Raw genomic sequence first — 17,533 nt, 5'->3', positions numbered from 1 at the left:
AGAGCTATTTGATTGATGCTGCAGAGCTTATTGGCACGAGATTGTTGAATAAGCTTCAGCATAATGAGCGTATTGAGGATGGGGAATGATGATGCGTAACATCGACATGATCCGCCAAGTATCCGAGGCGGCCCGTGGTCGCTGGCCGGACGTACTTTCGCTGATGGGGATCGAGGTTCCTACCTCGCCCCGCGCACAGGTCGCCTGTCCGGCATGTGGTGGCAAAGATCGCTTTCGCTTCGATGACGACGGCCGTGGTGCGCACTTCTGTAATGCCTGTGGTGCCGGAGACGGATTGGAGCTGGTGAAGAAGGTTAACAGTTGTGATGCCACTCAGGCCGCTCAGTTGGTGGCCGATGCGCTGGGGTTGGATGTACAGACCCTGCACAGACCAACCGGAAAGGAAGTATCACTGTTGGCGCAGCGCCGGGCCGAACGTGAGCAGCGGCAGGCCGTAGAACGTCAGGGTATGGCGGCGAGGTTCGCTGCTAGCCTGGACAAACTAACCGCCCAGGTGTTGCCGGGAGAGCCTGCTTACCTGACTGCGCGCGGTTTGGTTGGCTTTGTTTTCCCCGTCCTGCCTGATGGCTCCCTAATGATGTCTCTGACGGGCAACGCTGGTACCACCACTGCTGTGCAAATTATCGCACCAGACGGCGGCAAGCGCCTTATTTCAGGCTCTGCCCTTACCGGCTCCTGGCATGCCGTGAATGCGGTGTTGGATCCGCAGGTAGTGATTATTGCCGAGGGGCTGGCGACGGCTCTTACTGCCCACCAGATCCGCTCGGACGCGCTGACGATGGCTGCGATTAATGCCGGAAACCTGAAGCCAGTGGCGCTGGCGATGCGAAGCCAGTACCCGGAGGCGCAGATCATCATTGCGGCGGATAACGACTGGCATGCAGAGGGTGAGACGGATGACCGGGGCAAACTGAAGGTAAACACCGGGCGCATCAGCGCAGAGAAAGCCGCCCAGGCCGTTGACGGGTGGGTGGCGTTGCCTGAAGGCGAGTTTAAAGCCGACTGGGACGATTTGCGCCAGCGCAACGGTATTGCCGATACTCGCGCCGCGTTCAGTAAATCACTGTATCAACCACAGGTAGAGGATGTATTTGTGTTACCTGAAGTGACCGCGGCAGATAGCGCCAGCCAGAAACGCAACACACAGAAGCCCTATGTGGACAGTCGCCGCAATGGCCTTTACTGGGTTGAGCCTAAAGAAAAAGGTGGGGAGATCACCGAAGTAGAGAGCCTGCTTTGTTCCGCGCTGGAAGTGGTTGGTGTGGGCATTGATGACAACAGAACGCGATATCTGGTGCTGCGCTGGCGGGCGCTGGGTGCGAAGGAAGAAACGACGCAAGCGATCCCCCTAGCTGACATTGGCGAAAGGGAGGGGTGGCGAACACTCAAAGCTGGCGGCCTGTACGTCACCACCAAAAGCGGCTTGCGCGCGACGCTGGCTGACTGGCTTCAGAGTCAGGCCCATAAAGGGGAGATCTGGCGTATTGCTCAGGCTACAGGCTGGCAGTGTGGCGCATATTTAATGCCTGACGGCGACATTATCGGCACACCAGAGATACCGGTTCTTTTTAACGGCCGCAGTTCTGCCGCATCAGGCTACACCACCAGCGGCACAACTGAGGGCTGGCGTGACAGCGTGGCGCATCTGGCCGGAGGCAATTATTCCATGATGACGGGTGTTGCTGCGGCACTAGCGGCCCCGCTGATTGGCCTCGCCGGAGCCGACGGGTTCGGGATCCATTTCTATGAGCAGTCGAGCGCCGGTAAGACCACCACTGCTAACGTGGCGGCCAGTCTGTACGGTAATCCTGATGTGCTGCGTCTGACGTGGTACGGCACTGCGCTGGGGCTGGCGAACGAAGCTGCCGCACACAATGACGCGCTTATGCCTCTGGATGAAATAGGCCAGGGCGCGGACCCAGCGGAGGTATATAAATCTGCTTATGCGCTGTTCAACGGCACCGGGAAACTGCAGGGAGCCAAAGAGGGCGGGAACCGCGAGCTGAAACGCTGGCGCACTGTAGCCATTAGCACAGGAGAGGTGGATCTGGAGACATTCATTGCCGGTGTCGGGCGCAAGGCAAAGGCCGGGCAACTGGTGCGTCTGCTTAATATCCCACTCTGTAAAGCTGTTCGCTTCCACGGTTATGAAAGCGGCAAACACCATGCCGATGCGCTGAAAGATGCGTATCAGAGCCACCACGGTGCTGCTGGCCGTGCATGGGTTCAGTGGCTGGCTGACCATCAGCAGCAAGCTGTTAAAGCGGTGCGGGAGGCAGAGGCGCGCTGGCGTGGGATTATTCCGGCCGACTATGGGGAGCAGGTACATCGTGTAGGGGCGCGTTTCGCCATTCTTGAGGCTGCACTTATGGCCGGGCGGGTGATCACCGGCTGGGATGAGCAAACATGCCGTGATGCTATACAGTACAGCTTCAATGCCTGGATTCGGGAATTCGGTACCGGGAACAAAGAGCATCAGCAGATCATCGAGCAGACCGAAGCATTCCTCAATGCTCACGGCCTCAGCCGGTTTGCGCCATTCCCGTATGACCCGAGCAGCCTGCCAATTGCCAACCTGGCAGGGTACCGCCAGAAGGGAGGGCATGAAGCTGATCCTGTGGTGTTCTACACCTTCCCCGCAGCTTTCGAAAAAGAGATAGCGCATGGGTTCAACGCGAAGATGTTTGCTGAGGTGCTGAAAAACGCCGGGATGCTGACGCCGCCAAATACCGGTCGGGGGTACCAGCGTAAGTCTCCGCGAATTGATGGCCGACAGATCAATGTTTACGTGATCCAGTATCAGCCGGAGGGGAGCCAGCCAGAGTAAGTGACTCTCTCATGTGCGTAGTTTAGGTGTTGGTTCAGTTGGTTCAGTTGGTTCAGTGTTTTTATGTGGCTGTTATTTAAGAGTTCACTCTCAAAAGTTGAACCAACACTGAACCAACAAATGACCTTTTTGAACCAACACAAACCCCGTATTTCAGCATTACAGGCAGGTAAAAGACGATGACAGCACAAATTTCAGCATACGGGCGGCTGGTGGCGGATGTGCAGAGCCGCACGACCAACAACGGTAACCCGATGGCATTTACCCGGATGGCGGTTACGCTTCCGTGCCAGAAAGCAGAAAACGGTGAGGCTACCTTCTGGCTGGCGGTCACGGCGTTCGGTAGGCAAGCCCAGGCGCTGGCGAAGCATCAGAAAGGCGATTTGGTGAGCGTAGCGGGAAATATGCAGGTGAATCAGTGGACCGGCAATGACGGTGGCACTCAGACCGGATATCAGGTGATTGCTGACAGCGTGATCAGCGCCAGAACAGCTCGGCCGAGCGGGAAGAAAGGCCAGCAGGGGCAGGCAATCGATGCGCTACGCCGTGCACAGGAACCGATACCTACTACTGGTACTGGATATGAAGGATGGGAGCAGACGCAACCGTATGATAATTTTTGATGGCGAGGTAAGTACTTTATTAATTCGTACCTTAAAGGTGTCCTCGGTTCGTTGCTATGCGCCCGTATAGATCCAGACTTGCATTTTGTGTTTTACTGTGTTTTTATACAGTCATTACTGTTCATAATCACAGCTAACAGACATTCCTTTTTGATTGTAAATTAAGTCTTTTCCGATTACTCAAGGTTGAGATTTATGATCACAGAGAAAGCCACATTCACTTTCTACAATGTCAGAAATGCCGGTTTTTATCGTGCGGGAGCATCGGTTCCAGAATTTGGTTCTTTAAGTGAAACTCTTATTGATTTGAATTGCTGGGCAGCAGAAAAAGTCCTTAAAGAAACAAAGACTTTTGAGGCTGATGAAGAGCGATATCCTGCATACCTAGTTGATTCTAAGAATGTTGGTGATGATTGGCTGTTACTGCTCTGGAACGAAGTTCCAAGTAATGGTCAGCGCATGCCTTCTTTGAGTGAGGATGCAGTTTATGGAGCTGATCCGGAAGTGATAATGAACCCTATTCGTGAAAGAACTATTCCCGGGTTTGCTACTTACTTTTGGTTTATTGCTGACAGAAATCTCATGGCCACAGTAAAGTTGCACAATAAGGTGACGGCGCAGGCTACCCTACAAAAGTATATCCAGTGTTTTTTAAAACAATCTTCTGAACATGCTAAAGCGGAGGTCATTGAACTTGATGACGGTTCACATGAACTTAAAGTCACTGGGTACATGTTAGATGTAAATGATGATCAAGAAGAGCGTAAGCATTACTACCCTAGATTCAATGCCAATTTGATAAAAAATCCGGGTAAGCACGAAGAAATAAGGCAAAAAGCTAACTTTATCAGTAAAATAGAAAGAGTTATCGAATTAGATCTTAACCGTCACCCCGATTTGGATTTATGGCAAAAATTATTGGATAAATTGCATGTTGGTGCCCAGCAAGGACCAGGGGTATCAACTAAGGTAAAATATATTGTATCCCCAGATGTAGGTCTTGCTGATGTAAATCAAATGATTTTGGATTGGGATAATGACCCATCTGAAGTGAACGATTATGGTTTTGTCTTTAAAGGGGAACCAAGCAAGACATATTGGTTAAGTAATTCGCTCTCTAGGACACAATTTGATGTTCGTATCGAGAGAGAAAACGATGAAATCGTCAACTTACAATCTTTACTCGTCGAACTACGGGCGAAGAAAGATCTAATCTTGAGGGGGTCAGGCTTATAATGAAAGCAAAAGTGATGTTGTTCATTTGTATACTTGCTCTTGTATCAGGAGCAGGATACTTTGGCCGGCATATAACTTTTTCCATTCAGTGGCCTTTGTTTGAAGCACTTAGAACTACAGCATCGATAATTTTTGCTGTCGTTGGGGCATGGTTTGCGATTATCTATCCAGAAAGATTAAAAAAATCTTTTCGTGGAGGAGATTCGAGCGGTGGTGGTGCAGGGATCCATAACCTCTTTACTCCTATTGTTCATTCGACAGCTATCCTCGCAGCTGTACTGCTCGTCGGCATTGGTGCTCCGTTATTAAAGCAATTTGATTGGGTAATGGAGCACAAAACAGTTTTCAGAGGACTATCTTACGGATTGCTGGTATTCCTCACGTTATGGCAGCTCTTAACTGTCGTTTTAAGTCTTACTGGCCCCGATATCCTTAAGCGATTTACTTCTAAGCAAGAATCGTCAAAAAGAGCAGCAGAATCGATGCTCAATCCCAAAAACAAGAACTAACCATGCGGGTAGATCTTTCTCACAAATATTTCCACGTAACAATAGACGTACTCTTCTCACAAAAATGTCACGACTAATATGTCCATATCTGATTTATAGGCAGAAATGGCATGTTCTGGTTATGTATGGCAGAAATTGTGTGTTCTGCCTGTGACTCCTACTCATTCTTACATTGTTTGCTAACTAATTAACCCTCTTTCTGGTAACGATCAAATTTGTTATTTCATTAATTGCAATAAAGACAATGAATATTTCATTTTGTGAAATTATAATAACTTCATAAATATCAGGAGGTGGTTATGTCGAAACAGTCCGTCAAACCGGTCTTGCTCAGCGAGGCACAGATTCAGGCAATCCGAAAAATTCAGGAACAGCAGCGCCAGCAATCAGGTATCGGTGTTGCACCTACTATCCATGAAATCGCTCGGGGACTGGTGGACAAAGCATTGCAACAGCATTTGGGGTAAAAGCACCAACTTATTGATGCTAAAGCAATTCAACTAATTCCCCGGTATTCATACAGATGTTAAGTGTTTTGGGGTTAATAAAGGTAACTATGAAAACGAATATCACTGACGAAGAGTTGCTGCAGGAAGTTCAAACACTGGCTGATAAATTACCACCTGAAGAACGCCTGTCCATTTTAGAGTTACTTCAGCGTTACATCACCGTCTACAGAGTTGCTCAATCATTTATTCCGGATTATCCATGCGGTGTTTTGGATACGTTATGTTTTATCCAAAAAAGCAAACCATAAGGAGGTCTTGTTATGCCAATAGTGCCAACGGTACAAGGCCGTCAGGTTGAAAGCCGCGGAGTTCAGACCGGAGGTTTTCAGACGTTCAATCAACCAAATATCACCGATGCCCTTGTTAACGTCGGTAACCAGGCGATTGGTGTGTTTGGACAGGCAAAGCAGCAAGCGGACCTTGCACTGACTCAAGATGCAACTCAAAGACTTTATGCTGTTGGAAGCGGATTGATGGATGATCCTAAGGAAGGTCTGATGACTCTCCAGGGAAAAAATGCCATTGGTCAGGCTCCTGGGTATATCCAGAAATTTGATAACGAGATGCAAACTATTGCTGGCACGCTGCCTGAGTCCGCACGAAATGTTTTTTTAAAGCATGCTCAACAACAGCGAATACAATTTGCCACTCAAGCAGAGCGGTATGAATTAGGACAACGTAGACAGTATGAGTCCGGTCAGCAAGACGGTTATTTATCCTTGCAAGCTCAGCAAGCAATATCTAATCCACAGTTGTTCAACCAATCAGCTTTGAATGCCAGAGCCTCAATTATGGCTTATGGCCAAGCGCATGGACAAAGCCCTGAAGAAATAGAATCAAACTGGGTTCAATGGCGTGAGAGCGCCGGGCAGAAGGCGACAGAAGCAGCATTTGCAAATGTTTATCAACAACTACTGGGGCCAGGTGGGAAAATAAGCGTAACGGATTCTCCCGACCAATCTCAGTTATTCTCTGCAATGATCTGGCAGGAGAGTGGTGGTAATCAGTACGCAAAAGACGGTTCTCCGCTGGTTTCACCGAAAGGTGCCGTGGGGGCTGCTCAGGTAATGGAGTCCACTGGTCCAGAGGCTGCCAGCTTGGCTGGTGTTCCTTGGGATCGTGATAAATGGCTCAATGACCCACGATATAACATGCAATTGGGCCAGGCATATTTCAGTGCGCAGATGAAGAAGTACGACAATAACCCAGTGCTGGCGGTGGCGGCGTATAACGCCGGACCCAGTGCTGTTGATGGGTGGATTAAACAAATTGGCGATCCGCGTACGGGGCAGGTATCTAATGCGCAATTCGCTGCAGCAATTCCATTTGAGGAAACCCGCAACTATGTGGCTAATGTAACTGGTAGTGCTGGCGCTATCCCTGGTAATGCAACGATGGAAAGCCTTACCAACCTCCCTTCCTGGAATGCGATGAATGCTGCAAACAAATCTCAAATGATGAGCCGAATGACAGGATTGTACGATATGCAAGCGTCATCTGGCCGTGTAGCGCTACAAAGCCGTATGCAGGACGATCTGGCTCAGTTGGAAGCGGGTAAGACAGTTCCCCCTATTTCTGCGCATGAATGGATTGCCGTTATGCCTTTACAGGCTACACCTGTAGAGCGCATGCAGCTCGAGAAAACTTATCAACAATATCGGCAAGCCATGAGTTTGCAGCCCGTCTACCAGAGCATCGTTAAAGGCAATTCTCAGCAAGGCCTTGCTGCCATTCAGTCCATACAACCCCAACAGGGCGAACCGGATTACAAATATAAGAGCGAGCTCTATGCTTCTGCTGTATCAAAATTTCAGCAGGTTCATGATGCCCGTGAGTCTGACCCTGGTACTTGGTTACAGCAATATTCTCCGGTAGTGCAATCAGCCTTCCAGGAATATCAGAATAATCAGGTTACTGGTGAATATCTGATTTCACGCATTCAGGCAGAAAAAGACCGGCTTGGGATCCGAAGTAAAAGTGTATTACCAGCAAGTATAGTTGACGGAATATCGGCAAAAGTTGATAGCGGAAATATGAATTTTTCTGACCTGAAGGGGATTATCGCTGGCTTTGGCCGATATGGTGATTCAGTTGTCGCACAGTTGCAGCCCAAAACAAAAGCGGCTGTAAGGGTCGCAACAGCAATAAACGATGCTAACGCAGCTGACACCCTGTTTACCATCCGTAATGTGAAGACAGAAGAGCTGAAGAAGAACTCTGGCGAACAAGCTAAAGGTGTTGATGCAGCTTGGAACTCTCTAATCGCTGCAGCATCACCAACGTTTAGCCTACAGCGACAAGGTGGAGCTGAAACACTTGCTGATATCAACGAGCAAGGTAAGCGTCTGGCTTATTACTACATGGCATCAGGGGAAGATGCTCAGGCTGCGACAGAAAAAGCCTATAAGAAAATGATCGGCGATCATTATACGGTCAACGATACATGGCGAATGCCTAACAGCTTGGGACTAAAAGAGAATAATGTTACCGACGGTCTGAGTAATATCGTTAACGGTCTCAAGGTAGATGATATTGGCAGCCGGAGTCTGTTTTATAACCCAGCAATGACGCCAGAGCAGAATGCCGCGAACAACCTTGCGCAGATACAGAATAGCGCCGAATGGGTGACAGACGAAAATGAACAAGGTGTTTATCTGACAGTGAACGGCACTCCTATTCTGGATCAGCATGGTTCTCCTATTCGAGTGAGCTTTGCCGATGCCAGTAAATCTGGAATTGCAAAGCCGAGTTCAACCGGCGCAGTTCTTAACTGGATGGGTGAAAAACGCAAAGTTACTCCACCATCTGAGTTCTACACACCAAATGTTAATGCCACTATGTCCGATGCCTTCAGGGTGCTCCAGGGACAGGATGCGACAAGTCCGCTACCTCAAAAAGAGGCTGATAACACGTCAAATACATTACGCGATGCTCTTAATACGCTAGGAGGCAAATAATGGCGTTCTATACTGGCGCACCGCTCAGCAACAACCCCTTGCCAGTCGAGGGCGAGCAGCCACTATTACGTTCGCTTGGCGCGTCTGTTTCTGAAGGATTCAACGAAGGGCCAATTGTTTCGTGGGGTGAAGAGTCCCGCCTTGCCAGATTGAACATGGATCCGGTCGCAGAACGATACAGCCAAGAGGATGCAAAACGCCTCTTCAGTGAGCATAAAATCGAGTCAATCAACATTCCTACGTCGGGGTTAACAAAACCCTATATTGATGCGGTCATCCAAGACCATCAGGCTCACCTTAATCGCCAGCAGATCCTGCAGGGTTCCCCATCAGGTACTATAGCAACACCGCTTAAATTTATGGCCAATCTGGCCGGAAACATTGCCGATCCGGGGAACATTGCTATTGGGCTTATTCCCTTTGTCGGTGAGGCTAGAGCTGCAACACTTCTTGGGCGTGCTGGACAGCGTTTTCTACAAGGAAGTGCATATGGTGCGGTTCAGACAGCGGCAACAATGCCGCTGGTCGCAGATGGTCAGGCTGCCCAGGGCAATGATTTCACTATGGGGGACTACGCTTCCAACTTTCTTTTTGGAACAATTGGCGGTGGTATTCTTCACGCTGGTGGTGGGATTGTGGCTGATGCGCTTCGAGCCCGTGATATGTCCACTTCACGGGTAAATGAGGTGCCAGGTGCAGCAACCGAAAAGTCGCCATCTCCGGAAAATGGTCTCCCCATCGAATCACCGGTGGCGGAACCATTCGTTATGCGACCTGGCATATTTCCTGATTCGCCAACATACCTCGCAAGAGCGCCGGCAGATGACCTGGCCAGAAGCATCGATCATTACCGCGAGAACTATACGCAGCAAACGGCTTATAACGATGTTGTCCCTTCTTATGCCGATAATCTTCAGGAGTTGGCATCACGGCAGATAACAGGTGTTGGTGAACTTCAGCGCCAGGTTGAAAGCCTAACCAGAGATATTGGCTCTCTTGATGCATCGTTGCCCGAGCTTACTAAACAGTATCAGGGGCAAAGGATGAAGTTCAGGGAAGCGCGTGCAGCGGCGCAGGCTGAACTTGATAACCGCCGCCAGCAGTTACAGGCAGAGGTAGAACAACTGAATTCTCGTATTGGAGAACACCAGGACGGTGCCAGAGCGGCGCAGGAACTGGCATCTATCTCCCGCGGGGAACTTCCCGAACCGCTTGCACAGCAAGTCTCCCGGCGAGCCGATGAGATCCGCTTGTCACTCCGACAATCCCCGGTTGCGCAAGGTGTCAAAAGTGCAGCTCAGAAGTTGGGTGATGCGGACTGGATGGTGCGCAATCAAGCTATGCGATCGGCAGTAGCGCAAATGCGCAGAGGAGAAGATGTAAATATCGAGCCGTTTCTCAACCTGGCAGACCCGAAGAAAAAGATTACAGCTATTGAGGATCTGTCTTTGCCTCGCCGCATTCCGGCTGCACAAGACGATGTGGCGGCCAGTGCTTCAGCTGATAACCAGATAAAGTCCGCTGGTGAATCAGGGACTACTGATGACGCATTGAGGCAAGCAGAAGATAACCTGAATTATACGCGCCAGATTAACAAAGCTATTTCTTCTGATGATCCAGAGTTTGCCGCATTAATGAAACAGGTTGACCATGAGGCCGCTGATACCTCCATGGAAAAAGCAATCAAAGCTGCGGCCATGTGCCGTATAGGGAAACTAAATGGCTAATAATATTTTTCTCACCGCATGCGAAAAAACAGTAAATGATGCCGCCGGTCGTACCCTGACCGATGAAGAGATGCAGAGTTTATTTAACAACATGGATGATACGATAGCGCGAATCAAAGCTGAGAATGCTGCTATTTCAAATGAGGGGGCTGCGCTGCAGGCTGCTGAGGAGTTAATGAAATCCGAGAGGCTGGCAAAAGCCATTGAAACTCAGCAGAAGCTGATCAACCTCCGTCTTTACAAAAAACACTCGGCCTTTCTCAACAATACTCGTTTTGGCAAAGGCGCAGCAGATCGCCCTGATATCACTCTATCTTCCATTCTGGTCGGGCGTAATGAATATGCGGCCGGAACCCGTGAATCAGTAGCTAGGGAGCAGGAGCAACTGAGCGGTAAATACAACGGTGGTTTCTTTCACGACATCGATAAAACAGGTTACGAAAAAGCTTTTTCATCTGGTGAGTACGATCTTGATATAGCCCGAGCTATTGACCGTATGGGGCGCCGAGAGTCTACCGGTGGTCTCCCTAAAGAGGCGATAGCACTTGGCAAAGTTATAATGAAGTGGAATGAAGTCACGCGTCTTGATAAAAATCGAGCCGGCGCATGGGTAGGTAAGCTGGCGGGATATATCACTCGCCAGAGCCACGACATGTACAAAATCAGAGCCGCAGGATATGAGGGATGGCGTGATTTTATTTTGCCGCGGCTGGATGATGGCACTTTTGAAGGCATAGCTAATCGCGAAGAGTACCTACAAAACGTCTATAACAACCTGGCATCGGGAACACACCTGACTTACAAGCCCGCCTCAGAATGGCTGAAGGGCTTCAAAGGTGGCGGATCCAATATAGCCAAACGAGCCAGCCAGGAGCGTGAACTCATTTTTAAGCCCGGTGGTGATGCCTGGTTCGAATACAACAAACTGTACGGCGCCGGGAATATTCGCGAGTCTGTCATTGCCTCTCTGGATAGTGCAGCAAAAACAACCGGTCTGATGCGGGTACTCGGAACAAACCCTGAGCACATGTTTCAGCGTCTTTTTGATGACCAGTTGCAGCGTATTAAAAAGACAAATGACCCCGCGGCAGTGGCTGATCTTAACGGCCAGTTCCGTATGCTCAAACAGCAGCTTGATGAGGTCATGGGGCTTACCAATATCCCAGGGAACGCAACCCTGGCAAAAATGGGCGCCAGTATTCGAGCAGTTGAGGGAATGACTAAACTGGGGAGCGCAACGCTTTCATCCCTTAATGATATAGGCAACATGTCCATGGAAATGCGATATCAGGGCATGAATATCTATGAGGCGATGAGTAAAAACCTTGTGGCCAAGTTGCAGGGCTACAGCAGCGAAGAGAAAAAAGAAATCCTCAGTTATATGGGAATCGGTTTTGATGCAGTGCGCAATGAAGTGATCTCCAAATTTTCGGGAGATACTTCTGTCCCCGGGAAAATAGCCCGTCTTCAGCAGAAGTTTTTCAAATACAACTTGCTTAACTGGTGGACCGAAAACGGGCGTTCGGGCGCCGGCCTTATCATGTCCAACTGGATGGCGCGTAATGCTGGCAGTGAGTTTTCAAAGCTGAACTCCGAACTCCGCCGTGTACTTGAAATAAGTGGTATCGGTGAACATGAGTGGTCGGTATTCCGTAATATGCAGATGGACGAACTGAATGGTAACAGTCATATGACGCCTAATGGTGTTCAGTTTATCCCCGATCCCGACATTGAAAAATATCTTGCGACTCAGAACATCAAAGCCAGTGCAGCGGCTATCGCCAATGCTCGGGAAACCCTTGCAGGTAAACTCCGGGGTTACTATCTCGATCGCATTCAGGTTGCTATGTCCGAACCCGGGGCGCGAACAAATGCGCTAATCAAATTTGGCACTGTACCAGGCACACCGGTTGGTGAAGCCGTTCGCATGATGATGCAGTTCAAATCTTTCACTGCGTCGTTTATGCAAAATACCCTGGGAAGGGAATTATATGGTCGTGGTTACACACCAGCGGCATTGGGGCAGAGTAAGTTCCCGGCGCTGGCCAAAGCGATATTTGCAGGTAATGGTGAATGGCAGGGCTTTGCTCAGTTGTTCGTATGGATGACAGCCTTTGGATATCTGTCCATGCAGGCAAAACTCATGGCCAAGGGGCAAACACCGCGCCCGCTGGATCATAAATCAGTCATGGCAGCGATGGCTCAAGGCGGCGGCGCCGGCCTGATGGGGGATTTCCTTTTCGGCGAATATAATCGTTTTGGTGGGGGCATGGCATCCAGCCTGGCAGGGCCATTCGTCGGAGATGTAGATCAGCTAAGGAACCTGTATCTGCAGGCCCGAGATGGTGATGCAAAGGCCGGAGATTTTCTCCGTTTCGGTATCAACCATACACCGTTCCTCAATCTGCTTGGTGTACGTCAGGGAATGGACTATCTTATTCTGAACCGCATGCAGGAATGGTTATCACCTGGTTCTCTTGAGCGCTATGAGCAGCGTGTACAGAAAGATCAGGGTAATACCTTTATGTTACCACCGTCGCAATTCATGTTAGGGAAATAATAATGAATGCCAAATATATTGCCTGCGCTCTTTTCTGCTCATTTTTAGCCCCTGCAGAAGCGAAGTTTTATGATGGCCAACAGCTATACCTATATGCTCAGGAGTATAAAAAAGCTGAACAAGGTGGGCGCCGTACGTCTGATAATCAGCTTCAGGCTGGCGTATTCATAGGATATGTAGCATCAATGATTGATGCCTATGGTAATGAAGGGGCTCAGGTTTTTTGTGAGCCTAATGGTCGTTTACAGACATATGCCGATGTCGTTTATAAATACTTAAATGATAATCCGGACCAGAGAGTGAACTCAGCTGAAAGCTTAGTCATAGCTGCTATGCAGGCATCGTTTCGTTGTAAAGAGCCGCCAAAGCTGAACGGCAATAAATAGCGTGACATGTCACAAAGGCCGCCGAAGCGGCCTTAATTTTTTAACGCCCGCCAGGACGAGAGTCAGCAGAACGACCACCGCAGCGTGATCCATCCGAAGCCGTATCGCTGTCATGCTGGCAGTTTCCAGCAAAAGCTTGTGTAGCAGAACCCAAAGACAACAGAACAAACAGAACCGCTAATGCTTTTTTCATTTTTTCTTTCCATGTGTAGGCCACTTATACGTGGCCTGAAGATTGTATCTCTGCGCTCAGATTTCAGCCACAAAAAAGCCCGCTATGCGGGCTTAATATGTTGTAATCGATACTGTTTAGCTTGCTCAGTCCATATGGATACCTGTTGCTTGTCTTCAATCAGGTCGTGAGCTTTATCCTTACAATAATCAATTATATAGATATGATGATCATCATCAATATCAACAAAATAGGAATACACAACGTAACTATTACTTGTGCAGGCCCATTGAATTAGTAAATCGTCACCCTCTCCCCAGCAACAACCCTCTTGCCAAACATGAGCATGAAAAAGTTCCTCAGCTCTCGCTTCGGTTGGTTTCCTGAAGTACTTATCCCTTCCGATTGTGTCTATGTAAGAAACGTACTCATGCTGTTCAGGTTCAGGTGGGGCAGGTATTTTTCCCTCATCCAAGCAGATGAGTTTGTATTCTTCAAACTCATCTATGGGAAGGCGTACCAAAGGATCTTCAATAATTGCTTCTTTAATCAATTCGGAGCGAACTATTTTATTTCCCATGCTAAACGCTTCTCTTCCATTTTTGCAGCGAGAAGATCGGAAGCAGCGCTCAGTTTCGCCTTATACTCAGGAGAACGACGGATCGATGGTCGACCCGGTCTTTCTTTACCTTTTCTTTTATCAGCTATCTGGACCATACTCACCTCCCTAACCGACTGACTTTTTACCTTTAAGGTAATCTTACGCGAATCTACGTCACATCGCCAATGATTATTTTATAGGCGCGTCCCTGCGCCATCGTCATCAGAACTTACCAGCCATGCTGTTTATGTACTGCGCGTGGGGCTGGATATCGCGTAGACATTTGCAGAACCGGCGCTGCCGGTTAAACATACTACGAGTAGAAATTTCAGGTGCCATGGTGCCACTTAAGAGTCGTGTTTTCTGGCTGATAAATGCGTAGCTTAACAGGCGGCTTTTTTCCTTGGTATTCTGCTGGGCGTGTTGCCTGCCGTTCATCAAGCCAGCACTCAACTTCATCCGCATTCCATGCGCAGCGTTTATCTGTGATGTACCATCGCCTTGGAAATTGCCCTTTGTGTTCCAATCTGTCGATCGTACTCATAGACAGCGGAACCATGTTCATTAACTCTTTTTTTCCGATTGCTCGTTTCATAATCCCTCCTGGTGGTTATTACATAGGGTCACTTTTCATCCATAAGTGACCCTATGTAGAAGCAACATAGGGTCACTTTTTTAAAAAGTGGCACTATGGAACAGAACTCATAGGGTCACTTTTACTGAAAAAGTGGCACTAGATATATGTATAACTACCGGGCAAAAACGCCTTACTGAAAAATGCGCTTTTGTTAATGGGTGGGCAGCCAGTCAGCAGCGAAAATGTGACATCCAAATACGAGGTTTCCACTCTGGGCTTCACCAGAACAGCAGGTACGAGGAGGGATACCAGAAGTTGGTCACCGGTCCGGCAGCCGGAATAAGCGGTTGCCAAACGTGAGGTTGCCAGGCGGGTTGCCAGCGAAATCGGCATTTCAGAGCGGCAACTTAACGCATAGCCGACGGAGTTAACGCATAGGCTTAACGCATAACGGCACCAGCCAGTGAAGTATCTCCTGGCGGGCAGAACAATGCTGATCACCACCAGCAGGGAGAGATGACATGGCGCTACGCGAGATAGGGTTACTGACCATTGCTAAGCTCGGGCATGACGGCCACCAGCTCGAACCGGTAGAACTGCGCGAGTTGAAGCGCCAGTTGGCAGAGGGTACAGCCTTATTCAGGCGGTATCGCGAAATTGATGACTGGCCCTGTTTACCGATGAAACAAACCGTCGCCGCGGCCTGCTATGTGATCGGCTCCAGCCCGCAACAGACAAGCCCTGTGCTGGTGGATTCCGCCCTAACTACCTCCCTGAATAGCGGTTTTTAAGCGGCGTGTTGGTTCACGGCCTCTTTATGTTGGTTCAAAAATGGGGTGTGTTGGTTCACTTTTTGGGAATAATGCTTTTAAAAACAATAATTTTTACAAATTGAACCAACTGAACCAACTGAACTAACGCTTTTTAAGTACACATAGAAGACTTCCGATGATACGTACCGGGCATTCATTTGATCCAGATTCGGGTCTCTAGATGAGGCATTCAGCAACAAAGAACTTTCTATGTATGGGAGGGGACTATCGGCAATCGAATCGGAGTCAAGCGAATAGTGAATGTGTATAGAAATGTGTATAGAACTAATTTTGCAAACTCACAGGATGGCTATATATCTGGGGTTATCGATATTTGTTATAAGCCCTTCGCCCGCTCCAGAATCTCCCCTTGTGGAGCAAGCATTCTAAAATGCTGCTCTGCCAGCATGTTACGCAGTAGTGCTTACTAACATGCTGAGGCGTTCTACCATAGTTCACTACTTTGACACTTGTCACGAATGGTTACTCGGTGAAATGAGAGTTTAGCCAATCGTCGGCGGTGGTTTCAAGTTCTTACCGCGATAGTCCAACAATGAACGCAAAGCCTACACCAGGCAGCGACGGATCGCACTTCTCATAACCTTACAGTGAAGCGCATTTTTTGCCGATGCTCCCACATGCCACACGTCGAGATGACGTTGCAGGGAATAAACAGGTTTTATGGTGGTGATGCTCCGGTAGCTACAGATCCGGCTCTGCCAGCGGTTCGGCCTCGCTCCTTCGGGTACATGGTCATCCTGATAAACTTCACTGTCTGACATAACCCTGATGAAGTCGCCTAACGGCTCCGCACGTTGTCTTACCACCAACGGGCATTAGGCTTGTATTGCCTTTTAATTCGAATGCGAGTAGAAAAGGGTATAATTCATCTATCATTAATTCCACTTCATACAGCGAGGATTTATGAGCGATACCTTAGAATTGGTTCCAGGATGTTTTGTTAAGGTTCTTACAATGTCTTCTTATTTTACTCTTGTAATGGCAGGGGAAAACGCTCCTCAAAATGTCCAAGCATTCTTGGGAGATGATGCTGAGTTCTTTTTAAATCAAGTGGAAAAGTTGATCCCTCTTAGCAACTCTCAACGTATTGATTTTTTAAATTTCCTTAAAACAAAAGGTTTGTAATTTATCTGTGCTGTGACAGGGATTAAAATAGAGGGAATGATGAAAGTTATAATTACAATCACACTATTAATGATTTCATTTTTATCTTACGCGAACATCTATGTAACTTCCTCTGAGGGAGATGCAGTGTTAAGTGAAGAGGTTTGCTCTCTTGATAAAAACCAAAAAGTAGCAACGATCCCAAGTTGGAAGTTATTTCCCAAGGTTGCTATCGTGGGATGTTGGAAAGACGATGATAAAGGAAATGCTATAGTTCATTGGTATCAACAGGTTGGTGCAGATGGAGGACTGTTAGCTATTGACCACAGCGAAAAGATTCCTTTGCCAGTGGAACATAAAAAAAGACCTCTTGATCTAATCAGCTTGAAAGAAGATTCTAACGATGTTTTGCGGTGGAATCATGTAAGCCCATTATTTCTACCAAGAGATAACTGTATGGCTTATCAGAAAAGCATTATAGATCCTTTCAAGGATGCTGGGCTTAAATTTGAATGGAGTGCCTTTGCAACATTAAAAGGTTCATACAATAATCTCTTTGTAGTGGCTTATGAAAAAGATACGGTTGTAGGCGTGTTAGCATTTACTGAGAAATACAGTGATTGTCTACTTCTCCAAAATGAATTAAATAACATGAGTAAAATAATCATAACTCATCCAGACTTAAAATAATGGTTGCATTATTTGACCTGAAAATTATTTACAGTGAGTAAGTAGCACATTAGTAACAAAAGGGGGCGTTACGCCCCCTCGAATTATCTTCTCAAAGCCCGTAGCCACATCATAAGCAAATGAAGCTGGCTTCCTGTCATTGCTGGTACTTTAACCGCTTGACCTTGTTCTGCGTTGCACAGCGCGAGCGCTAACGCCATA

General features: G+C 48.2%; 17 protein-coding genes. 13 read left to right on the top strand and 4 right to left on the bottom strand.

All coding sequences use genetic code 11. The features are described from left to right. The first annotated feature begins 91 nt into the window (after positions 1-91). The 10 genes from G4551_RS19435 (at position 92) to G4551_RS19390 (ending at position 13,355) form a co-directional block, all read left to right on the top strand. Positions 92-2,848, top strand: a complete 2,757-nt coding sequence (locus tag G4551_RS19435) for a TOPRIM and DUF927 domain-containing protein (RefSeq protein WP_032941138.1) — start codon at positions 92-94, stop codon at positions 2,846-2,848. A 179-nt stretch (positions 2,849-3,027) separates the two neighbouring features. Next, the gene (locus G4551_RS19430; RefSeq protein WP_003838300.1) at positions 3,028-3,471 is read left to right on the top strand and encodes a single-stranded DNA-binding protein; all 444 of its coding nucleotides are present in this window, start codon (positions 3,028-3,030) and stop codon (positions 3,469-3,471) included. A gap of 195 nt (positions 3,472-3,666) precedes the next feature. After that, positions 3,667-4,707 carry a hypothetical protein gene (locus tag G4551_RS19425; protein ID WP_003838304.1) on the top strand — a complete coding sequence of 347 codons (1,041 nt, stop codon included), beginning with the start codon at positions 3,667-3,669 and terminating at the stop codon, positions 4,705-4,707. Continuing rightward, positions 4,707-5,216 (top strand): hypothetical protein, encoded by a 510-nt coding sequence (locus G4551_RS19420; protein ID WP_003838306.1) that lies wholly within the window; start codon positions 4,707-4,709, stop codon positions 5,214-5,216. Before G4551_RS19425 ends, G4551_RS19420 begins: the two co-directional genes overlap by 1 nt. A gap of 299 nt (positions 5,217-5,515) precedes the next feature. Continuing rightward, positions 5,516-5,683, top strand: coding sequence for a hypothetical protein (locus G4551_RS19415; RefSeq protein ID WP_003838307.1), 168 nt, complete (start codon positions 5,516-5,518; stop codon positions 5,681-5,683). A gap of 89 nt (positions 5,684-5,772) precedes the next feature. Next, positions 5,773-5,973 carry a hypothetical protein gene (locus G4551_RS19410; RefSeq protein WP_003838309.1) on the top strand — a complete coding sequence of 67 codons (201 nt, stop codon included), beginning with the start codon at positions 5,773-5,775 and terminating at the stop codon, positions 5,971-5,973. Positions 5,974-5,985: 12 nt separating this feature from the next. Continuing rightward, positions 5,986-8,682, top strand: a complete 2,697-nt coding sequence (locus G4551_RS19405) for a transglycosylase SLT domain-containing protein (RefSeq protein WP_003838310.1) — start codon at positions 5,986-5,988, stop codon at positions 8,680-8,682. Further along, entirely contained in the window at positions 8,682-10,409 is a 1,728-nt protein-coding gene (locus G4551_RS19400) for a hypothetical protein (protein ID WP_003838312.1), read from the top strand. Before G4551_RS19405 ends, G4551_RS19400 begins: the two co-directional genes overlap by 1 nt. Continuing rightward, entirely contained in the window at positions 10,402-12,969 is a 2,568-nt protein-coding gene (locus G4551_RS19395) for a hypothetical protein (RefSeq protein WP_003838314.1), read from the top strand. The genes G4551_RS19400 and G4551_RS19395 overlap by 8 nt, the downstream gene beginning before the upstream one ends. Positions 12,970-12,971: 2 nt before the next feature. Then, entirely contained in the window at positions 12,972-13,355 is a 384-nt protein-coding gene (locus G4551_RS19390; RefSeq protein ID WP_003838317.1) for a Rap1a/Tai family immunity protein, read from the top strand. Positions 13,356-13,395: 40 nt separating this feature from the next. Here the strand turns inward: G4551_RS19390 and G4551_RS19385 are convergent, their stop codons facing one another. The 4 genes from G4551_RS19385 to G4551_RS19370 form a co-directional block, all read right to left on the bottom strand. Then, on the bottom strand, positions 13,396-13,548 hold the full coding sequence (locus G4551_RS19385; protein ID WP_003838319.1) for a hypothetical protein: 153 nt from the start codon (positions 13,546-13,548) through the stop codon (positions 13,396-13,398). Between the two features lie 82 nt (positions 13,549-13,630). Continuing rightward, positions 13,631-14,107, bottom strand: a complete 477-nt coding sequence (locus G4551_RS19380; protein WP_003838321.1) for a type II toxin-antitoxin system YafO family toxin — start codon at positions 14,105-14,107, stop codon at positions 13,631-13,633. Then, positions 14,092-14,244 (bottom strand): hypothetical protein, encoded by a 153-nt coding sequence (locus tag G4551_RS19375; protein ID WP_164091709.1) that lies wholly within the window; start codon positions 14,242-14,244, stop codon positions 14,092-14,094. The genes G4551_RS19380 and G4551_RS19375 overlap by 16 nt, the downstream gene beginning before the upstream one ends. Before the next feature lie 212 nt (positions 14,245-14,456). Further along, on the bottom strand, positions 14,457-14,723 hold the full coding sequence (locus G4551_RS19370; RefSeq protein WP_003838323.1) for a helix-turn-helix transcriptional regulator: 267 nt from the start codon (positions 14,721-14,723) through the stop codon (positions 14,457-14,459). Positions 14,724-15,226: 503 nt separating this feature from the next. Here G4551_RS19370 and G4551_RS19365 point away from each other — a divergent pair. From G4551_RS19365 to G4551_RS19355, 3 genes are all read left to right on the top strand, one after another. After that, positions 15,227-15,496: a hypothetical protein gene (locus tag G4551_RS19365; protein ID WP_003838325.1), complete on the top strand. Its 270-nt coding sequence runs from the start codon at positions 15,227-15,229 to the stop codon at positions 15,494-15,496. 945 nt (positions 15,497-16,441) lie between these two features. Continuing rightward, the gene (locus G4551_RS19360; protein WP_003846405.1) at positions 16,442-16,663 is read left to right on the top strand and encodes a hypothetical protein; all 222 of its coding nucleotides are present in this window, start codon (positions 16,442-16,444) and stop codon (positions 16,661-16,663) included. A 126-nt stretch (positions 16,664-16,789) separates the two neighbouring features. Further along, a complete protein-coding gene (locus G4551_RS19355) occupies positions 16,790-17,332 on the top strand; it encodes a hypothetical protein (RefSeq protein ID WP_231501065.1) in 543 nt (180 codons plus the stop codon). Positions 17,333-17,533 lie beyond the last annotated feature (201 nt).

It is taken from the genome of Citrobacter freundii ATCC 8090 = MTCC 1658 = NBRC 12681 (assembly GCF_011064845.1).
GTDB classification, from domain to species: domain Bacteria; phylum Pseudomonadota; class Gammaproteobacteria; order Enterobacterales; family Enterobacteriaceae; genus Citrobacter; species Citrobacter freundii.
This window is presented reverse-complemented; position numbering and strand designations above follow the sequence as displayed.